We start from the raw sequence: 18,899 nt of genomic DNA on the forward strand, positions 1-18,899 counted from the left end.
ATTTCCTAGGGGCGAAAATCCGCAGGGGTGGGGGTGCGGCGTCGGGGAGGATTTGGTTTAACCACAAGGGCCGGTTTGGGAGTAACCGTTTCCATTTCTTTGGCAACGGAGTTTTCTTCGGTCACAGTGCTGACACTCTCTTCTTCCATCACCATGCCGGACTGTTCATTAGCGGGTACTTCTGGTACTTCCTGCTTAATGATAATTTCCGTCCCGGTTTCCGTTACCTCTGTTGGAGTGGGGTTAGGATTATTCTCCAAGGTCTGAACCGGCTCAGGGGCAATGAGTTCTTGTTTTTCTGGGGTGATTGGCTCTGGGCCCACAGGGCTAACAGCGGTTCCGCCCAAAATAGCGGCCTGGGTGCCACTAATGTAGTAGTGCCCCAAAACTTGACCTTCGTAGGTGCGTTTAGTGAACTGCCAGCCTGGGTTGAGCTGTACCTGCATAAAACCTGCGCCAATCCCCTTGGTACTACCAACTACGAGTTCGGGGCCGCGGCCGTTGCGAGAAGTGGCCACCAAAACTAATTCATTGCCCCTGGGTACAAGACGTAATAAGTAATCCAAGCCATAGTCCTGGCCATCGATGCGGATGGAATAGCCGTTGCTGTCTGTGGCGCGGCGGCAGTGGCCAGTGAAGTCAAAATTTAACAGCAGGGGATCCACCATGGCCGGTGCTCCGGGGGTGACATCCCAACATTTGTTTTTACCGGGAATCTGTTCAATCACCAAAAGGTCATACTTAGTGGTTTCGACGCCATAGGGGCGGGCCACTGCAATTACCTCAGTTTGATCGATCGCTGTTTCGGTGAAGGTACTGGCGGAGACGGGGGTGAAGGGAGCCAAGATAGCCCCGACGGCCATGGCTAGGAAGGGGTGTGGGAAAAATTTCCAGTTCATAAGAGAAATAGTCAACGCGGCATAGGATTGTTAACCCCATCAAGCCCGAAAATGTTCCCCAACGGAGCCCCAGAGAGACAGTCTGCAGGTTGGAACAGAACGTCTGGGAACCAGGCTCAGTCAAGATTGCTAGCCCATTCTACCAAACGGGCCCCCAGGGCTTTACCCATGGCCGAAAAATCGAGCAACGGCAATGGGCTTTGAGCTTGTCTAGCGGTTGGGGGGAGAGGATGGCAAAATGGAACAACATAATACAGGTGACATTCTCGTTTTTCTATGGATACCAAAGCTTTTAAACGGTCTCTGCACCACTCCGACAATTACCATCGCAAGGGGTTTGGCCATGGGGAAGAGGTGATGGGGGTAATGAATACGGAATACCAAAGTCACCTAATCCAGGAAATTCGTCAGAATAATTACCGCCTAGAGCGGGGGGATGTCACCATTCTGTTGGCGGAGGCCTTCGGTTTTTGCTGGGGCGTGGAGCGAGCCGTAGCCATGGCCTACGAAACCCGTCAACATTTCCCTGGCGATCGCCTCTGGATTACCAACGAAATTATCCATAATCCTTCGGTGAATCAACGACTGCGGGAAATGGAAGTGAATTTTATTGATGTGGTTAACGGGGAAAAGGATTTTAGCGGCGTGGCCAAGGGAGACGTGGTGATTCTGCCCGCCTTCGGGGCCAGTGTGGAGGAAATGCAGCTACTCAACGACCGGGAGTGTACCATTGTCGATACTACGTGTCCTTGGGTTTCTAAAGTTTGGAATTCGGTGGAAAAACATAAAAAGAAAGAGCATACTTCCATCATCCACGGCAAATATAACCACGAAGAAACCATTGCCACCAGTTCCTTTGCTGGGACCTATTTAATTGTTTTGAATATGGCCGAAGCCCAAAAGGTTTGTGATTATATTCTCCACGGTGGCGATCGCCAGGAATTTTTAGACTATTTCGCCAATGCCCATTCCGCTGGTTTTGACCCGGACCAAGATTTAGTTCGTTTGGGGGTCGCCAACCAAACCACCATGCTGAAAAGTGAAACGGAAATGATTGGCAAATTGTTTGAAAAAACCCTGTTGCAAAAATATGGCCCAATCGAGTTGAACAATCACTTTATGAGTTTTAATACCATTTGCGATGCCACCCAGGAACGGCAGGATGCCATGTTTGATTTAGTTGAAGAAGACTTGTCCTTAATGGTAGTTATTGGTGGTTTTAATTCTTCTAATACGACCCATCTCCAAGAAATTGCGGTGGAACATGGTATTCCTTCGGTTCACATTGACAGCGGCGATCGCATTGGGCCGGGCAATCGGGTGGAGCATAAGCCCCTGGGCAAGGATTTAGAAGTGTTGGAACCCTGGCTACCGGCGGGGAAAATTACGGTGGGGGTGACTTCCGGCGCTTCTACCCCCGACAAGGTAGTGGAGGAAGTGATGAAAAAAATCTTGGCCATTAAGGAAGCCCAACCCGTCCTAGAAATTGCGGGATAGGGAAGGATCGGGGCTGGCCTGGCTGTTGAGCATGAGGCGTAAATTTTGACAGCGCAACAGTTCATTAAAGCTGAGGGTACTGCGGTTTTCAATCCTGGCCGTGTTTTCGATCGCCGTTAACAGGGCCTGGATGGCTTCTTTTTGGTTGTAGCCCCGACGTACCGCTACCTTGAGGGCTTGGGCGTCAGCTTCGATTTCCCGTTCATTGCTTTGGTAACCCCGCCAAATTTGTTGAGCAGCTAAGGCCGTTAATCCTCCGGCCACCACCATGCCTACCCCATCCCTTTGCCAAAGTTGTACCCCCACGGCGATCGCCCCCGCCACGGTCAACCCTTGGTATAAATCTGGCTTGAACCAACGGATATTAACCAAACGACAGACCACACTCAGCATCAGCAAATCCCGTTCCTGGATGGTCAACTCCCACCACAGACTAAAATTAATTTTCACCAGGCGATCGCCAAATTGCCAGGGCTTAGGAAAATCACAATCAATTACCCGGGACTGTTTCGGCTGGGCCTGGAGTTTAACTAGCATCCGCCCCGAAGCCGGCATCAACTCTTTCAGACGACGAACTTCCGTTTCTTGGTCACTGCCTTGATAGGTTCCCTGGCGGTTCATAGTGATTTAAATCTTAGCTAGCATCGACTTCAAGTCTGACACATACTTTCGACAACGTTAAACAATAAATGTTGGCAATTGTTATGGCGATGTTTAAGAGCGTGTTTGAAAAGTAGGGTGAAGAATGGAAAATGGTGAAAAGAATAAAATTTTCACCATAATTAATGATAATTCGAGAATTTTACAGCACGGACATCACAGATAGCCAGTGGCAATTGGTAGAACCCCATTTACCCAAAGCAAAAACTGGGGGAAGAAAACGGAAAACTAGTCTGCGGGAGATACTCAATGCTATTTTTTACATGCTCAGAACGGGGTGTGCCTGGCGACTTCTGCCCCATGATTTTCCTAAATGGCGAACGGTCTATGGTTATTTCCAGCCATGGCACGAAGATGGTACCTGGAAAAAATTAAACCGTATCTTCCGTGAGAAAGTTCGGCTCAAAGCTGGAAGAAATACTCACCCTAGTGCCGGTTGTTTAGATTCACAGTCACTTAAAAAGGCTGGAACTGGCCAAGAAACTGGCTATGACGGCGGAAAAAAGGTCAATGGTCGTAAACGTACAATCCTCGTGGATACCATGGGATTACTTCTCGATGTTGTCGTCCATGGTGCCCATCGCTCCGACCATCAGGGTCTGATTCTACTTGCTACCTGGTTTGCTCCCCTTTGGCAGTGCCTGCAAGTTATATGGACTGATAGCACCTTTGGCGGAAAGGATTTTATCTATTGGGTGGAGCATACTTTTGGTTGGAATTTGAATGTCGTCAGCAAAAAGCAGGGACAAAAAGGTTTTGAAGTCTTACCCCGCCGTTGGGTAGTCGAGCGCACCTTTGCTTGGTTTGGTCGCTATCGTCGTTTAAGCAAGGATTATGAATATTTACCTACCACCAGTGAGACCATGCTCTATGTTGCCATGGTTCATCTCATGCTTCAAAGGCTTGCTTAAAACTTTTCAAACACTTTCTAAGGGATTGTATGTCCTTTGAGCTAAAGCTCGACGTCAAAGGAACCGTTTTGGTGAACAATTAATGAACAATCGTTAAAAATCCTAGTCAGTGGCCTAAGCATTCCGTCCCCTTGAGCTTTTGGCCTGTGCCCTTCCTTCAATCCATGGAGGAAAATGGCCAGTTCGGTGATCGCCGCCACCGTGACCTTTCTCTGTTTCCCATCATCCATGACCCAGAATATTCTCCCTGCTCTCCTTGATCATATCCGCCAAAGTCCCCACCAGCGGCTCACTTTTGCGGAGTTTATGGAGTGGGTGCTCTATCAACCTGATTATGGTTATTACAGTAGTGGTCAGGTGGACATTGCCATTCGCGGGGATTTTGTCACGGCGATCGCCTTGGGGGCCGATTTTGGCGAACTGCTGGCGGAGCAATTTTTGGAAATGTGGCAGCGGCTGGGGGAACCGGACCGCTTTGATCTTTTAGAATTGGGGGCTGGAACTGGAGCCTTTGCCCAAACAGTGTTGGCCCAGACCCAAAGACTGTATCCCGAATTTTTTGCCGCCTTACACTACCACATCATTGAGGAGTCCGCCGCCCTCCGCCGAAGGCAAGCCAATCTCTTAGAACCCTGGCGGGAAATGGGCAAAATCCAATGGCAAACTTGGCCAGAGTTGGCAAACGATAGCTTAGTAGGTTGTTGTTTTAGCAATGAATTTTTCGATGCCCTGCCCGTCCATCGAGTGGGCATCAAACAAGGGGTTTTGAAAGAGCAATATATTGAGGCGGGATCAACGGATCTCACTAGCGTTTGGGACGACCTGTCCACTGACAAATTGGTAGATTACTTCGCTAGCTTTGGCTTGCAACTGACTTCTCCTCCCTACGGAGAAAATTATGAAACCGAAGTCAACCTAGCCGCCCAACAGGCTTTGGAAGAAATTGCTCGGGTTTTAGCCCAGGGATGGGTATTAACGGTGGATTATGGCCATCCAGCGGGGAAATATTACCATCCCCAACGCACTGGAGGGACGCTGCAATGCTATTTCCAACAACGGCACCACGATAATCCCTTCGTCAATTTGGGGCAACAGGACGTCACTGCCCATGTCAACTTCACTGCCTTGGAATGGTGGGGAGAATGCTATGGCCTGAATCGTTTGGATTTTAGCCAGCAGGGGCCTTTTTTAATGAATCTTGGCCTTGGCGATCGCCTAGCGGATTTATCCAGTGGGCAGTATGATTTGAACGAAATTTTTTCCCGACGGGCCATTTTGCACCAGTTAATTGATCCCAATGGCCTCGGTAAATTTGGGGTACTACTACAGGGTAAGAAGCTAAATATCTCGATGAAGGAGCCAACTCTGCGGGGTTTTAGGCCCCCAACAGCCTTGGAAATAGGCAATTTACCAATGGCGGGCTAAATCGTAAACTTACTAAAAGTAAGGATGTTAATTTATTAATTTAAAAGGACTGAAATTTACCCTTAATAAATACCTTTTGATTCAGAATCGTTGAATCGCACTTATGTACGACCTAAAAATAGACAGAATAATCCTACAGCAAAGCAAATTCATCACCTTAGTGCTAACTCCCTTAGCCAGTGTACATAGCTTATTTTTTCACACATGAAAGCCTGTAAATAACGTAGTTTGTCTAACATTGTTGTACCTGCTTCTTTTGGGATTACCAGTAATTTTAGTATTAAATAAGCAATTATACAGGTATAGATTTGAATCCCAATTGCATTCTCATTTTTGGCAATCAGTCTATTCAGCTTTAAGTGCATTTTTAAGAATTTCCATAACAATTCTATTTGCCATCTTTTTTTATAAATTTCTGCTATTTTTTCATCACTAACTCCTTCTATTTCTTTACTTTCTATAGGTAAATTTGTAACCAATCTAAACTCTGAATTATCATGGGTGAATATTACCACTCTACTCTCTATTTTATTCTTTCCAGTTCCAACCATATAGTTATCATTGGCTAATTTTTCTAGCTTTATATTATTCTTTATTCTTAATACATGATATTTGTTATAGTCATTTCAATTAACGATGAGAGAATTTAATGTAAAATTATGGAGTGTACAAAATGAACAGGTTTAAACAATGGCTTACAGTTTAGATTTAAGGCAAAGGGTAGTAGCTTATATAGAAGCTGGAGGAAAAATAACTGAGGCTTCCAAGATATATAAAATAGGAAAAGCCTCGATATACAGATGGTTAAATAGAGTAGATTTAAGCCCAACAAAAGTAGAGCGTCGCCATAGGAAATTAGACTGGGAAGCTCTAAAAAAAGACGTAGAAGAAAATCCCGATGCAAGATTGATAGACAGAGCCAAGAAATTTGGAGTGAGGCCGAGTGCCGTATATTACGCATTAAAGAAAATGAAAATAAACAGAAAAAAAAAAGAACTACGTTATCGAGAAAGAAACCGGGAGGAACGAGTTAAGTACTATAGAATGTTAAGAGAACTAATTAAGCTCTATGGTAGTCAAGCTATAGTTTACATAGATGAATCTGGATTCGAAGCAATCCAGGCTTGTATTTATGCCTGGTCAAAAAAAGGAAAAAAAGTTTATGAAGATAGACAAGGAAAAAGGGGAGTCAGAGAAAATCTAGTAGCAGGGAGAAGAAAAGGAAAAAAAGATTTGATTGCGCCGATGGTTTTTACCGGGAGTTTGAATGCAGAAGGCTTTGAAGGATGGTTAAAATTATATTTGCTACCCTCCCTCGACATTCCATCAATATTAATAATGGATAATGCTCCTATTCATCGTAAAACTGCCATTAAAGAATTGGCTAAAGAAGCAGGTCATGAAGTTCTTTTTTTGCCGAAATATTCTCCTGATTTAAATGATATTGAGCATGACTTTAGTGCCTTGAAACGAGCTAGAATGTACGCTCCTATTGACACGTCTCTTGATGAAATTATCCGTTCTTACTGTGGCGTTTAGCGTCTCAGCTTTATTTGAAACTACTATATTCTCCTTTTGTAATCTCTTGATTCTCTGTAAGTCACAAAATCCTCTATCCATTACTGCTACTCCATTTTCTGGAGTCTCTTCTATTGTTTCATTCCCATATTTATTATCATGACCTTGTCCAAAGTGAATTACTATTCCCCCCGGAATCCCTGTTGATAAGTTAATCCCACTGAATACTTTTACCTGATGAAATCCAAGGTTCCACATCAACTTACTAGTTATGCTGACAATGGTTGAATCGAGAGGAAATATTTCTAATTCTCCCTGCTTAATTTCCTTCCTTTTCGACAATTCCTTTTTTAAGGAAAATATTATTTCTCTAAAAACTCCCACATCCCTTTTTTTGCTTGCCTTTGAGAATGTAGATATATCGACTGTCTCTCCTCGTAAGTTCAGTCTTTTAAACATACTCCTCATGCTTGTCTGGCTCTGGTCTAACACTAATCCTAACCAGATACTCACAAACTTAAATGTGTCTAATACTGGGTAGTCATCTTTAGGAAAATTAGATAGATAAGTTTTGACAATATGTCCAAAATTTGATATCATCTCTTCAATTATTCTAATATTTCTGCCCTTTATTCTATCATTTTAAAGGGCTTTTTTTCTCTTTATAACTATCGTTCAACACTTCTGATTTCATACAACTGATGAGTTCAACAGAAATTGGACATGAAAATAGATTATAAATTAACTCTCTTATTGTTTTGTTTATGTGTACCGGGTGTAATCGCTAGTTCATTTTTAATGTTGTCTTTAGTTGTCGATTCAACTGCAATTCCTGTATCTTTACAAACTCTGCAAATTGCAAATCTGATCCAAGGAGCATTGTTTGTTTTACTAGCAGCAACATTGGGTTCAATACTAACTAAAAGGGTTGGACTATGCTCACCAACGCTCTCTGCCCTTCTCAACCATGGCAGGGTTATTCATGCGTTCTATCCTCAACTTATCTCCGGGCTAGTAGGTGGATTAATAGGTGTAGCGTGTAGCCATTATCATTGGTTTTCACTTTCTTTCGCCCCCTCCACTGGCTAATACCCAAGCTCTCCTATTACCTCCCATAGCTGTCAGAATCATCTACGGAGGCATCACCGAGGAAATCCTGATCCACTGGGGAATTATGACTTTGATTGTGCGGGCCAGCTGACGACTGATTCAAAAAGGAAAACCCAATAATATTGTCATGGGATTGACAATTGGAATTAGTGCAGTATTATTTGGACTTTCCCAGCTCCCATTGGCCATCAATTCCGTTACTCCCTTAATCAACGGCAATAATTGTCTATATAGTGGCAGGAAATACAATGTTTGGTGTCATGGCAGGCTACCTTTTTTTGTGCTATGGTTTCGAGTCTACCATCATCGCCCACGTATTTTCCCATATCGGCTCATATCTAATACTTGGCTAGGAGAGTCTGACCATAATTGTTAATGGAAATATTATACGTTTTCACCCCAAGCCAGTTGATTTTTATTAATCAACTATAGGGGATCAAATGATAGCCTCTCCTCTTTTAGAAGCCCTTAAGACTAGGATTTTGGGCTAATTTTTGAATTTCATCCACTACCGCATTGTTTTCATGGTTAAGCTGAACCACCAATGCCCGAGATAGCTGATCTTGTTTTTGTAGGGCCATTGCGTAGTATTGCTGAGCCTGTTGAAGCTTGCCTAAATCCATACTGCGGCGTCCTTCATTACGTAAAAACTGCCCTTTCAAGTATTGCAATTCCGGATTGTCTGGGGTGATAGCCAGCGCCCGGTCAATATTAGCCATGGCAAGGTCATACTTTTCCAAATCTCGGTAGGTAGTGGCTAGGGCACGGTAACGGAGATAGTCAGGTGCCGCATACTGCTCAAAGCGACTAATTACCTGTTCCGATTGGCTAAAGGGAGTATAACGGGACAAAAACAGATCTAAGTAACCCCGCAAAAGGTTAAGTTCCGGATCATTGGGATTAATGGCGGATGCTTTGTCTAGGTGTTCGAATACCGTACCTGTTTTACCTACAGCTTGTAAGTAACTGCCCTTTTTTAGCAGATAACTACCCTCCAAAAAATGACCCACAGCAATGTATAGGTTACCCCGTAAGGGATCGCTGGGGGCCAAGCGCTGGGCCGACTCTAGGGTTTGCTGGGCGTACTTCCTCATTCCTTCCATATCATTAGCGTCATAGGCAAAAGAAGCCTGCATGGCATAAACCAAAGGCTCATTAGGTTCAGCTTGAATCGCCCCAGCCAAAATTTCCTCTGCCCCCCGATAGTTCCCATCACGAAAAATGGCTTCAAAGGCAGCTTCTGTTTGGTCGCCAATATTGTGGGGATTGTTAGGGCGAAAGGGATCCCCTGCCCAGGCAGTACCACCAGCTATTAGGACTCCTAATATAGATTGGGTAAAAATTTGGGCCCAACGATTACGAATTAAATTCATCGGAGTAAAACGGGTGAGGAAAACCAACATAATCGATTGTATCTACAGTGAGAATCAGAAAGAGCACTGGCAAAACCAAGAAAATTAGGCCGATCAAGCTAAAATTCTAAGGAATTGTGATTGCCATAATATCCAGCTTTTGGCGGAACTGGCAGGGAGACTGCGTTTCAACTTTATCAATATGCTGTGTTTAAACGACGTTTGCTACCATCCGCCCGCCGCATTGCATCCCATTCTAAAAGATATCAATTTAGAATTAGCTCCCCAACAACTCGGTTTGATAATTGGCCCTAGTGGCTCTGGTAAAACCACTCTGTTAGAAATCCTTTCCGGCCTGGCAGAACCGACCAGCGGTCATATCCGTTGGCAAACCCAGGAGTTAACTCCTCTCCACCTCCAGCAGCTCTGTGGTTTAGTGTTCCAGTTCCCAGAGCGTCATTTCTGCGGTGGCACCCTGCTAGAGGAATTGCGTTTGGGACATCCGGAGCTTCCCCGCAGCCGCATTGCAGAGACCCTACAAGAGGTTGGTCTGGGTCATTGCCCTTGGAATCTTTCACCCCAAGCCCTCAGTGGTGGCCAACAAAGACGGTTGTCCTTAGCCGTGCAATTAATTCGCCAACCCAATATTCTTCTCCTCGATGAACCTACCGCAGGCCTAGATTGGTCGATGCGTCAACAATTAGCCAATCTACTAATCAAATTAAAAGACCATTGGGGACTTCTTGTTGTGACCCATGATCCAGGAGAACTAACGGCGATCGCCGACCAATGTTGGCGTTTAGAAAGAGGCAGCTTAACTCCCCAAAACCCCTGAAATATAGCAGGAAAAACAAAAACTCCCTCGGCTATACGAAAACCGAAGAAGTTCTTAGAAAATGAAAGTATATTTCTAATCTCAGTGCCAACAATCGACTAACGACGACGGGAACGCTGTCTTCTGCGGGTTGCTTCCTTGCGTTTATGCTTTTCTTGCGGCGTTTCAAAAAATTGATGCTTTTTGAAATCTGTATAGATGCCAGCCTTAGCGACCTGACGCTTAAAGCGGCGTAGCGCGGATTCAATTGGTTCGTTTTGACCTACAACAACTTGAGTCATCTGAGAGTTTTAAACCTCCTGGGTTAACAACAAAAGGGAGCTAGGGGAATAAATATCCGAAAATTTCTACAAAGCCCACATTAGACTTCTACCAATTCTATCATTCCCCCCGTTGACAATCTCCATTAGTCCAAGCCAGAGAAAATATTATCGCCATTTCCCGGACTATAATTTTGAACCTGACTTTAATATGGCCAAAAGCTCCCCAAGTAAAATGGAGAGCTTCAGATCAAAGAAAGAGGAACTTGGCATCGGACTATTGTGCCGTGGGGCAACCCCCAGAGTATCGTCGCCGCTGTCACATTTCACAACCGAGTGCGGGATGGGATCGGAGTGGTTCCATGACGCTAAAGACACCAAGAAAGATTTTTGGGTTTTGCTGAGAAGAAACCCAGAAGACTGCACAAGAAAAGAGAAAGAAAAATGAAGAATAAAGGTCAAGCCCTCGGTCTATTAGTACTCCTCGACTTCATCCATTACTGGACTTCCATCTAGAGCCTATCAACGGGTAGTCTTCCCGTGACCTTACTGGCTTAACACCATGAGAGTACTCATCTTGAGGTGGGCTTCCCACTTAGATGCTTTCAGCGGTTATCCACTCCGCACTTGGCTACCCTGCGTTTACCGTTGGCACGATAACAGGTACACCAGAGGTGCGTACTTCCCGGTCCTCTCGTACTAAGGAAGTCTCCTCTCAATACTCTTACGCCTACACCGGATATGGACCGAACTGTCTCACGACGTTCTGAACCCAGCTCACGTACCGCTTTAATGGGCGAACAGCCCAACCCTTGGGACGTACTACCGCCCCAGGTTGCGATGAGCCGACATCGAGGTGCCAAACCTCCGCGTCGATGTGAACTCTTGGCGGAGATCAGCCTGTTATCCCTAGAGTAACTTTTATCCGTTGAGCGACGGCCCTTCCACTCAGTGCCGTCGGATCACTAAAGCCGACTTTCGTCCCTGTTTGACTTGTCAGTCTCACAGTCAAGCTTCCTTCTGCTTTTACACTCTTCGGCTGATTTCCAACCAGCCTGAGGAAACCTTTGCGCGCCTCCGTTACCTTTTAGGAGGCGACCGCCCCAGTCAAACTGCCCACCTGAAATTGTCCTTCTCCCGGATAACGGGAACAAGTTAGAATTCTAGCCTCACCAGAGTGGTATCTCACCGTTGACTCCATTACTCCCACAAGAGCAACTTCATAGTCTCCCACCTATCCTGCGCAAGCAAAGCCCGAACCCAATTCCAAGCTACAGTAAAGCTTCATAGGGTCTTTCTGTCCAGGTGCAGGGAGTCCGTATCTTCACAGACAATCCTATTTCGCCGAGCCTCTCTCCGAGACAGTGCCCAGATCGTTACGCCTTTCGTGCGGGTCGGAACTTACCCGACAAGGAATTTCGCTACCTTAGGACCGTTATAGTTACGGCCGCCGTTCACCGGGGCTTCAGTCGCTAGCTTCAGGATTACTCCCTGACCAACTTCCTTAACCTTCCGGCACTGGGCAGGCGTCAGCCCCCATACTGCGTCTTACGACTTTGCGGAGACCTGTGTTTTTGGTAAACAGTCGCCTGGGCCTATTCACTGCGACCTCCATTGCTGGAGGCACCCCTTCTCCCGAAGTTACGGGGTAATTTTGCCGAGTTCCTTAGAGAGAGTTACCTCGCGCCCCTTAGTATTCTCTACCTTCCTACCTGTGTCGGTTTCGGGTACAGGTGACTATAAATTAACGTGGTTCGGGCTTTTCTTGGAAGCTTGACATCATGCACTTCGTCTCCGTAGAGACTCCCCATCACACCTCTGCTCAAGACGTTTTCGCCGTCTCTCATCGCCTCGAATGCTTGGACTGGTAACCAACTTCCAGTTGCACTAGCCTTCTCCGTCCCCCGCCACAATCTATAATCAGTACCGGAATATTGACCGGTTGTCCATCGACTACGCCTCTCGGCCTCGCCTTAGGTCCTGACTAACCCTCCGCGGACGAGCCTTCCGGAGGAACCCTTAGGATTTCGGGGTATGGGATTCTCACCCATATTTTCGCTACTCAAGCCGACATTCTCACTTCTGTACTGTCCACACCTGCTTGCCGCTAGTGCTTCACCCTATACAGAACGCTCCCCTACCACTCATATCTGAGTCCACAGCTTCGGTACATCACTTAGCCCCGTTCATTTTCGGCGCAGGAGCGCTTGACCAGTGAGCTATTACGCACTCTTTTAAGGATTGCTGCTTCTAGGCAAACCTCCTGGTTGTCAATGCACTCCCACCTCCTTTCTCACTTAGTGATGATTTGGGGACCTTAGCTGGTGGTCTGGGCTGTTTCCCTTTCGACGATGAAGCTTATCCCCCACCGTCTTACTGGTCGTTTCTTCTTGGGTATTCTGAGTTTGCCTCACTTTGGTACAGCTCTCGCCGCCCGCAGCGAAACAGTGCTTTACCCCCCAAGTTGACTTTACAACCGCTGCGCCTAAACACATTTCGGGGAGAACCAGCTAGCTCCGGGTTCGATTGGCATTTCACCCCTAACCACAGCTCATCCGCTAATTTTTCAACATTAGTCGGTTCGGACCTCCACTTAGTGTTACCTAAGCTTCATCCTGGCCATGGTTAGATCACCCGGGTTCGGGTCTACAAATTGTGACTAACGCCCTATTCAGGCTCGCTTTCACTTTGGCTTCGGTGCAACACACCTTAACCTGCCACAACCTGTAAGTCGCCGGCTCATTCTTCAACAGGCACACGGTCACTCGTTTAATCGAGCTCCCATTGCTTGTAGGCTAACGGTTTCATGTTCTATTTCACTCCCCTCAACGGGGTTCTTTTCACCTTTCCCTCGCGGTACTTTACGCTATCGGTCACACAGTAGTATTTAGCCTTACCGGGTGGTCCCGGCTGATTCAATCGGAATTCCACGAGCTCCGACCTACTCGGGATACAGCTAGGCTGATTCAATTTTCGACTACAGGACTTTCACCTCCTCTGGTGCAGTTTTCAGCTGCTTCGTCTAATCTACTCAGTCCACGTTGCTGTCCCACGACCCCAATCTTCGAAAAGATTGGTTTAGGCTGTTCCCCGTTCGCTCGCCGCTACTTGGAGAATCACTTTTGTTTTCTTTTCCTCTAGCTACTAAGATGTTTCAGTTCACTAGGTTTGCTCTCTCCCGCCTATTTTATTCAGCGGGTAGTTCACTTGGGTTGCCCCATTCGGACACCTCCGGATCAATGCTTGTTTCCAGCTCCCCGAAGCGTTTCGTCGGTAACCACGTCCTTCTTCGCCTCTGTGTGCCAAGGTATCCACCGTTAGCCCTTTGTAGCTTGACCTTTTTAAGATCTTCTTTTTGCTAACTAGGATCATCTTTCCCCCTACCTTCACCGCCCTTCAGTCTCACACTCAGCCAAAAGCCTTGTGGTTAACATCAAAACGGTTAGGAAGAGCAAGATTTTCCCTGCTTTCTCTTTTCTTTATGCAGTTTTCAAGGTCCTTACTGGACTTACATCCAGCATTCCCTCTGACTCTCATCAGACAGGATGCTGAAGGGTTTATCCTTCTCTTTGGCTTTTTTGGTTAGGTGGGCCATTCTGGACTTGAACCAGAGACCTCACCCTTATCAGGGGTGCGCTCTAACCAGCTGAGCTAATAGCCCTTGCCTTTTACCTCGCCTAGGCAATAGTTTGAAAGACTTCTACTCTTTAACCTCTCGGTTAATCCCTTGCTCGACCTTTTGGTTGACCAACTTCTCTCTATTTGCACTTTGCTTTCAAGATGAAGGGGTAAAGGTCTCCCTTAAAGGAGGTGATCCAGCCACACCTTCCGGTACGGCTACCTTGTTACGACTTCACCCCAGTCACTAGCCCTGCCTTCGGCGCCCTCCTCCCTAAGGTTAGAGTAACGACTTCGGGCGTGACCAGCTCCCATGGTGTGACGGGCGGTGTGTACAAGGCCCGGGAACGAATTCACCGCAGTATTCTGACCTGCGATTACTAGCGATTCCTCCTTCATGCAGGCGAGTTGCAGCCTGCAATCTGAACTGAGGCCGGGTTTGATGGGATTCGCTTACTCTCGCGAGCTCGCTGCCCGTTGTCCCGACCATTGTAGTACGTGTGTAGCCCAAGGCGTAAGGGGCATGATGACTTGACGTCATCCCCACCTTCCTCCGGTTTGTCACCGGCAGTCTCTCTAGAGTGCCCAACTTAATGATGGCAACTAAAAACGAGGGTTGCGCTCGTTGCGGGACTTAACCCAACATCTCACGACACGAGCTGACGACAGCCATGCACCACCTGTCTCCTGGCTCCCTAAGGCACTCCCACGTTTCCGCAGGATTCCAGGGATGTCAAGCCTTGGTAAGGTTCTTCGCGTTGCATCGAATTAAACCACATACTCCACCGCTTGTGCGGGCCCCCGTCAATTCCTTTGAGTTTCACACTTGCGTGCGTACTCCCCAGGCGGGATACTTAACGCGTTAGCTTCGGCACGGCTCGGGTCGATACAAGCCACGCCTAGTATCCATCGTTTACGGCTAGGACTACAGGGGTATCTAATCCCTTTCGCTACCCTAGCTTTCGTCCCTCAGTGTCAGTTTCAGCCCAGTAGCACGCTTTCGCCACCGATGTTCTTCCCAATATCTACGCATTTCACCGCTACACTGGGAATTCCTGCTACCCCTACTGTACTCTAGTCTTGCAGTTTCCACCGCTCCTATGGAGTTAAGCTCCATTCTTTAACGGCAGACTTGCATAACCACCTACGGACGCTTTACGCCCAATAATTCCGGATAACGCTTGCATCCTCCGTATTACCGCGGCTGCTGGCACGGAGTTAGCCGATGCTTATTCATCAGGTACCGTCAGAACTTCTTCCCTGATAAAAGAGGTTTACAATCCAAGGACCTTCCTCCCTCACGCGGTATTGCTCCGTCAGGCTTTCGCCCATTGCGGAAAATTCCCCACTGCTGCCTCCCGTAGGAGTCTGGGCCGTGTCTCAGTCCCAGTGTGGCTGCTCATCCTCTCAGACCAGCTACTGATCGTTGCCATGGTAGGCTCTTACCCCACCATCTAGCTAATCAGACGCGAGCCCATCTTCAGACGATAAATCTTTCACCTTTCGGCACATTGGGTATTAGCAGTCGTTTCCAACTGTTGTCCCCATTCTGAAGGTAGGTTCTCACGTGTTACTCACCCGTCCGCCACTAAGTTCCGAAGAACTCCGTTCGACTTGCATGTGTTAGGCATACCGCCAGCGTTCATCCTGAGCCAGGATCAAACTCTCCATTGTGTTAAAAATAACCAATTTATAAGTTTCGGCTCTTTTCTATTGCTATTTCTTCCGACTTGAGTTACACTCTTTGTCAAGTAGAAACAGACTTTGGTTTGTTAATTGAATTAACAAGGGTCTGGTTTCTGTCTCTCAAACTATTTCTTTGTCTAGGTTCGGGGCGCTTTCGAGTCGCTTTCGCTCTCAACCGCGCATTTATCAATATACGGAATACCGCAAGAAAAGTCAACACCTTTTCACAAAATATTTTTCAAAATCCCTGAATCACAGTCATAGTAACGGCTTCAACCATAGAAAAAAACTTCGCTCGACACCGGTAACTCCCCTTTCCCATTCCTCAGAACTATCTGCTCCCCCCTCTGCACCTCCTCCGTCCGATAATGGGGAAGTCGTTTTTGTGGGTTTAGATTAATGGAAAACAATTCTCTGGCACCTTTGCGGGTTGGCATTCTCGGTTTTGGTGGTTTGGGGCAAGCGGCAGCTAGGTTGTTGGCACCCAAGCAGGAGATGAAGTTGGTGGCTGTGGCCGATCGCCATGGGTATCTATATGATGCGGACGGCATTGATGTGGATAATGCGGTGCAGGCTTATACCCAGCAAGGTTCCGTGGGTAAGGCCAAGAAGGGACAGATGAGTGAGCAAAGCATTGAAGATTTAATTGGTGAGGGGGAAGTAGATGGCTACTTTCTGGCGTTACCGAATTTGCCCAATACTTTCATGGCGGATGTGACTCGGCAATTCATCGCCTCTGGCTGGCAAGGGGTATTGGTGGATGCGCTCAAGCGGACCAGTGCGGTGGAGCAGTTAATAACATTGCGGGAGGATCTAGCCCAAGCAGGTATTACTTATATGACGGGTTGTGGAGCGACTCCCGGTTTATTGACGGCGGCGGCGGCGATCGCCTCCCAGAGTTTTCAGGAAATTCATCAGGTAAAAATTACTTTTGGGGTGGGCATTGCTAATTGGGAAGCTTACCGGGCCACCATTCGGGAAGACATTGCTCACATGCCCGGGTACAACGTCGATAAAGCCCAAGCCATGACGGATGCGGAGGTGGCGGCTCTGTTGGATCAAACCAATGGCATTTTGGCTTTGGAAGATATGGAACATGCTGATGACATCATGTTGGAGTTGGCGGGCATCTGTCACCGAGACCAAGTAACGGTGGGGGGCGTGGTGGATACCCGTAATCCGAAGAAACCGTTGAGTACCCACGTAAAAATCACCGGCAGAACCTTTGAAGGGAAGATTTCTAGCCATACCTTTACCCTGGGGGATGAAACCAGCATGGCGGCCAATGTTTGCGGCCCGGCCTTTGGTTATTTGAAAGCGGGTTATGGGTTACATCGTCAGGGTTTAAAGGGTTTATTTACAGCAGCGGATGTGATGCCCAAATTTGTGCGTTAATCTATCAACGTTGTTCAATCGGTTCAGGTAAACTATCTATGACTAGACCAATTTCCCTGGGCTTAGGAAAAATAGCGGGACTGGCGATCGCCTCTGGGCTAGTTTTAACCCAGTCCTACGGAAGTTTTGGGCCAGAGATGTCCATTGCTGAAGCGGGGGAATTACCGGGGGGAGTGCGTTTTTTTAGTCGTCCTCCCCAGTTGGTGGATAGTGTTACCACCTTCAATGCGGTGTCAATTCCGGCGGCGAAGTATTATTTCACTATTTCTCTGCCGGAACAGGCCGGTGAACCCCTCGACAGAGTTGTTTTTCAACAGCAACCTAACCCAGACCCAATTAATTTTTACCCGGAACAAACCTTTGCTTTTCTTGGCGATCGCCACAATCGGGGGTTCCAAGTTGCTCTGGAGTCGGTGGATTGGGACAGAGATACGGGAAAAATCACTGTAACTTTTGCCCAAACCATTTCCCCTGGGGAAACTGTCACCATTGGGCTAAAGCCCTGGAAGAATCCCGATGTGCCTGGAGTCTACCAATTTCGAGTTTTTGCCTTACCACCGGGGGAAAATTCCCAAGCCATGGATTTGGGGGTAGCCAGGTTTCAATTTTATCGGGGTGGAACCTGGTAACCGGGACATTGCCGGTCAACTATTCAGACATTGAGTGGGAATTCTATTTCAGATCCGCCAACTGAATACGGGGATCGGTAAATTTCAGCAGTAAGTCCGCCAGAAGATTACCAACGATGAGGAGAGTTGCCCCCATCATTAAACTGCCCATCACTAGATACAGATCCTGGGCGGTGACTGCTTGGAGAATTAGACGACCTAAACCGGGCCAATTAAAGAAAAATTCGGCGATAAAAGCGCCACTGAGTAAGCTAGCAAATTCAAAGCCCAGAATGGTGATCAGAGGGTTGATGGCATTACGGAGGGCATGGACGTAAATGACCCGATTTTCGGGCAAACCCTTAGCCCTGGCAGTTTGAATGTAGTCCTGGCGCAACACATCAAGCAATTGGCCTCGCATCAACCTTTGTAATCCAGCAAAACTGGTGATGCTCAAAGCGAGGGTAGGTAAAATCATGTGCCAAGCCACGTCCCAAACCTTATGGGGCCAAGAAAATTCGGCAAAATCAATGCTGGTCATGTCCCCCACCGGCAACAGGGGTGAAACGGATTGGGCAAGAAATAATAAAAGTAGGGCAGTGATAAAACTAGGAAATCCTTGGCCGATGTAGCTGATTACCCGCAAACTCCGGTCTATGAATGTGTTTTGCTGTACGGCCCCCACAATGCCCAAGGGAATGGCGATCGCCCAGGTGAGAATGATAGATGTTATGGCTAGTAGTAGGGTGGCGGGAATCCGTTCTATTAGTAGGGAAGCAACGGAACGGTTATAGACAAAGCTTTCACCAAAATTGAAACGGGTCACCACTTGGGTGAGCCAGCGCCAATATTGCACATACCAAGGTTGATCCAAGCCAAATTGAACTTTTAGCTGTTGCAGGGTTTCTGGGGAAATTTTCGGATTTTGCTGGAGGGTGTCGAGATAACTGCCGGGGGCTAGCTGAACAATGGCAAAGCTTAATAGGGATGCTAGCAATAAGGTAATCAGCCCTTCTATCAACCGCTGGACAACATAGGCAAAGTCGTCATTTTGGAGCCAACGGAGGGGATTGCGCATGGATTACTGAATTAAGAACTGCTGGTTAGATCCTATCTGGGGATTTT

Annotated in this window: 13 protein-coding genes, 1 tRNA gene, 3 rRNA genes and 2 pseudogenes; 8 read left to right on the top strand and 11 right to left on the bottom strand. The window is 47.1% G+C overall.

Going from position 1 to position 18,899, the window contains the following annotated elements; translation table 11 throughout:
• Nucleotides 1–5: 5 nt before the first annotated feature.
• Entirely contained in the window at nt 6–863 is an 858-nt protein-coding gene (locus tag C7I86_RS11465) for a DUF3747 domain-containing protein (RefSeq protein ID WP_020862182.1), read from the bottom strand.
• A gap of 312 nt (nt 864–1,175) precedes the next feature.
• Here C7I86_RS11465 and C7I86_RS11470 point away from each other — a divergent pair, with 312 nt between their 5' ends.
• Nucleotides 1,176–2,396, top strand: a complete 1,221-nt coding sequence (locus C7I86_RS11470) for a 4-hydroxy-3-methylbut-2-enyl diphosphate reductase (protein ID WP_010873388.1) — start codon at nt 1,176–1,178, stop codon at nt 2,394–2,396.
• Here C7I86_RS11470 and C7I86_RS11475 read toward each other — a convergent pair.
• Nucleotides 2,379–3,017, bottom strand: coding sequence for a DUF3318 domain-containing protein (locus tag C7I86_RS11475; protein WP_010873389.1), 639 nt, complete (start codon nt 3,015–3,017; stop codon nt 2,379–2,381). The two genes, C7I86_RS11470 and C7I86_RS11475, sit on opposite strands and share 18 nt — an antisense overlap.
• Before the next feature lie 164 nt (nt 3,018–3,181).
• Here C7I86_RS11475 and C7I86_RS11480 point away from each other — a divergent pair, with 164 nt between their 5' ends.
• Nucleotides 3,182–3,967 (top strand): IS5 family transposase, encoded by a 786-nt coding sequence (locus tag C7I86_RS11480; protein ID WP_010873213.1) that lies wholly within the window; start codon nt 3,182–3,184, stop codon nt 3,965–3,967.
• 174 nt (nt 3,968–4,141) lie between these two features.
• Nucleotides 4,142–5,392: a class I SAM-dependent methyltransferase gene (locus C7I86_RS11485; protein WP_010873390.1), complete on the top strand. Its 1,251-nt coding sequence runs from the start codon at nt 4,142–4,144 to the stop codon at nt 5,390–5,392.
• 152 nt (nt 5,393–5,544) lie between these two features.
• Here C7I86_RS11485 and C7I86_RS11490 read toward each other — a convergent pair.
• Nucleotides 5,545–6,009: pseudogene (locus C7I86_RS11490) on the bottom strand (IS4-like element IS4Sa family transposase); the annotation flags it as partial.
• 73 nt (nt 6,010–6,082) lie between these two features.
• On the opposite strand from C7I86_RS11490, the gene C7I86_RS11495 reads away from it, so the two are divergent.
• Nucleotides 6,083–6,931, top strand: a complete 849-nt coding sequence (locus C7I86_RS11495; protein WP_010873392.1) for an IS630-like element ISTcSa family transposase — start codon at nt 6,083–6,085, stop codon at nt 6,929–6,931.
• A gap of 27 nt (nt 6,932–6,958) precedes the next feature.
• On the opposite strand, the pseudogene C7I86_RS11500 reads toward C7I86_RS11495, so the two are convergent.
• A pseudogene (locus tag C7I86_RS11500) lies at nt 6,959–7,510 on the bottom strand (IS4-like element IS4Sa family transposase); the annotation flags it as partial.
• 123 nt (nt 7,511–7,633) lie between these two features.
• Between C7I86_RS11500 and C7I86_RS11505 the strand changes: the two are divergent.
• Nucleotides 7,634–7,999 (top strand): hypothetical protein, encoded by a 366-nt coding sequence (locus C7I86_RS11505; protein WP_010873394.1) that lies wholly within the window; start codon nt 7,634–7,636, stop codon nt 7,997–7,999.
• A 479-nt stretch (nt 8,000–8,478) separates the two neighbouring features.
• On the opposite strand, the gene C7I86_RS11510 is transcribed toward C7I86_RS11505, so the two are convergent.
• Nucleotides 8,479–9,423, bottom strand: a complete 945-nt coding sequence (locus C7I86_RS11510) for a Sll0314/Alr1548 family TPR repeat-containing protein (RefSeq protein ID WP_010873395.1) — start codon at nt 9,421–9,423, stop codon at nt 8,479–8,481.
• Nucleotides 9,424–9,574: 151 nt separating this feature from the next.
• On the opposite strand from C7I86_RS11510, the gene C7I86_RS11515 reads away from it, so the two are divergent.
• Nucleotides 9,575–10,207, top strand: a complete 633-nt coding sequence (locus C7I86_RS11515) for an ABC transporter ATP-binding protein (RefSeq protein ID WP_010873396.1) — start codon at nt 9,575–9,577, stop codon at nt 10,205–10,207.
• 98 nt (nt 10,208–10,305) lie between these two features.
• On the opposite strand, the gene rpsU is transcribed toward C7I86_RS11515, so the two are convergent.
• The 5 genes from rpsU to C7I86_RS11540 all read right to left on the bottom strand — a co-directional run bounded on the left by rpsU (nt 10,306) and on the right by C7I86_RS11540 (nt 15,759).
• The gene (gene rpsU, locus C7I86_RS11520; protein ID WP_010873397.1) at nt 10,306–10,488 is read right to left on the bottom strand and encodes a 30S ribosomal protein S21; all 183 of its coding nucleotides are present in this window, start codon (nt 10,486–10,488) and stop codon (nt 10,306–10,308) included.
• A gap of 243 nt (nt 10,489–10,731) precedes the next feature.
• Nucleotides 10,732–10,849, bottom strand: a 5S ribosomal RNA gene (gene rrf, locus C7I86_RS11525).
• Nucleotides 10,850–10,921: 72 nt separating this feature from the next.
• Nucleotides 10,922–13,805, bottom strand: a 23S ribosomal RNA gene (locus C7I86_RS11530).
• Between the two features lie 249 nt (nt 13,806–14,054).
• Nucleotides 14,055–14,128 (bottom strand) — tRNA-Ile (locus C7I86_RS11535).
• A gap of 142 nt (nt 14,129–14,270) precedes the next feature.
• Nucleotides 14,271–15,759 (bottom strand): 16S ribosomal RNA (locus tag C7I86_RS11540).
• Together the 16S, 23S and 5S rRNA genes with 1 tRNA gene alongside form the textbook arrangement of a ribosomal RNA operon.
• A gap of 411 nt (nt 15,760–16,170) precedes the next feature.
• Between C7I86_RS11540 and C7I86_RS11545 the strand changes: the two genes are divergently transcribed.
• Nucleotides 16,171–17,166, top strand: coding sequence for a hypothetical protein (locus C7I86_RS11545; RefSeq protein WP_010873398.1), 996 nt, complete (start codon nt 16,171–16,173; stop codon nt 17,164–17,166).
• 38 nt (nt 17,167–17,204) lie between these two features.
• Nucleotides 17,205–17,795: a DUF2808 domain-containing protein gene (locus C7I86_RS11550; RefSeq protein ID WP_010873399.1), complete on the top strand. Its 591-nt coding sequence runs from the start codon at nt 17,205–17,207 to the stop codon at nt 17,793–17,795.
• Nucleotides 17,796–17,838: 43 nt separating this feature from the next.
• Here the strand turns inward: C7I86_RS11550 and C7I86_RS11555 are convergent, their stop codons facing one another.
• Nucleotides 17,839–18,852, bottom strand: a complete 1,014-nt coding sequence (locus C7I86_RS11555) for an ABC transporter permease (RefSeq protein WP_010873400.1) — start codon at nt 18,850–18,852, stop codon at nt 17,839–17,841.
• Nucleotides 18,853–18,899 lie beyond the last annotated feature (47 nt).

The sequence above is a fragment of the Synechocystis sp. IPPAS B-1465 genome, assembly GCF_003015225.1.
In the GTDB taxonomy this organism is placed as follows: domain Bacteria; phylum Cyanobacteriota; class Cyanobacteriia; order Cyanobacteriales; family Microcystaceae; genus Synechocystis.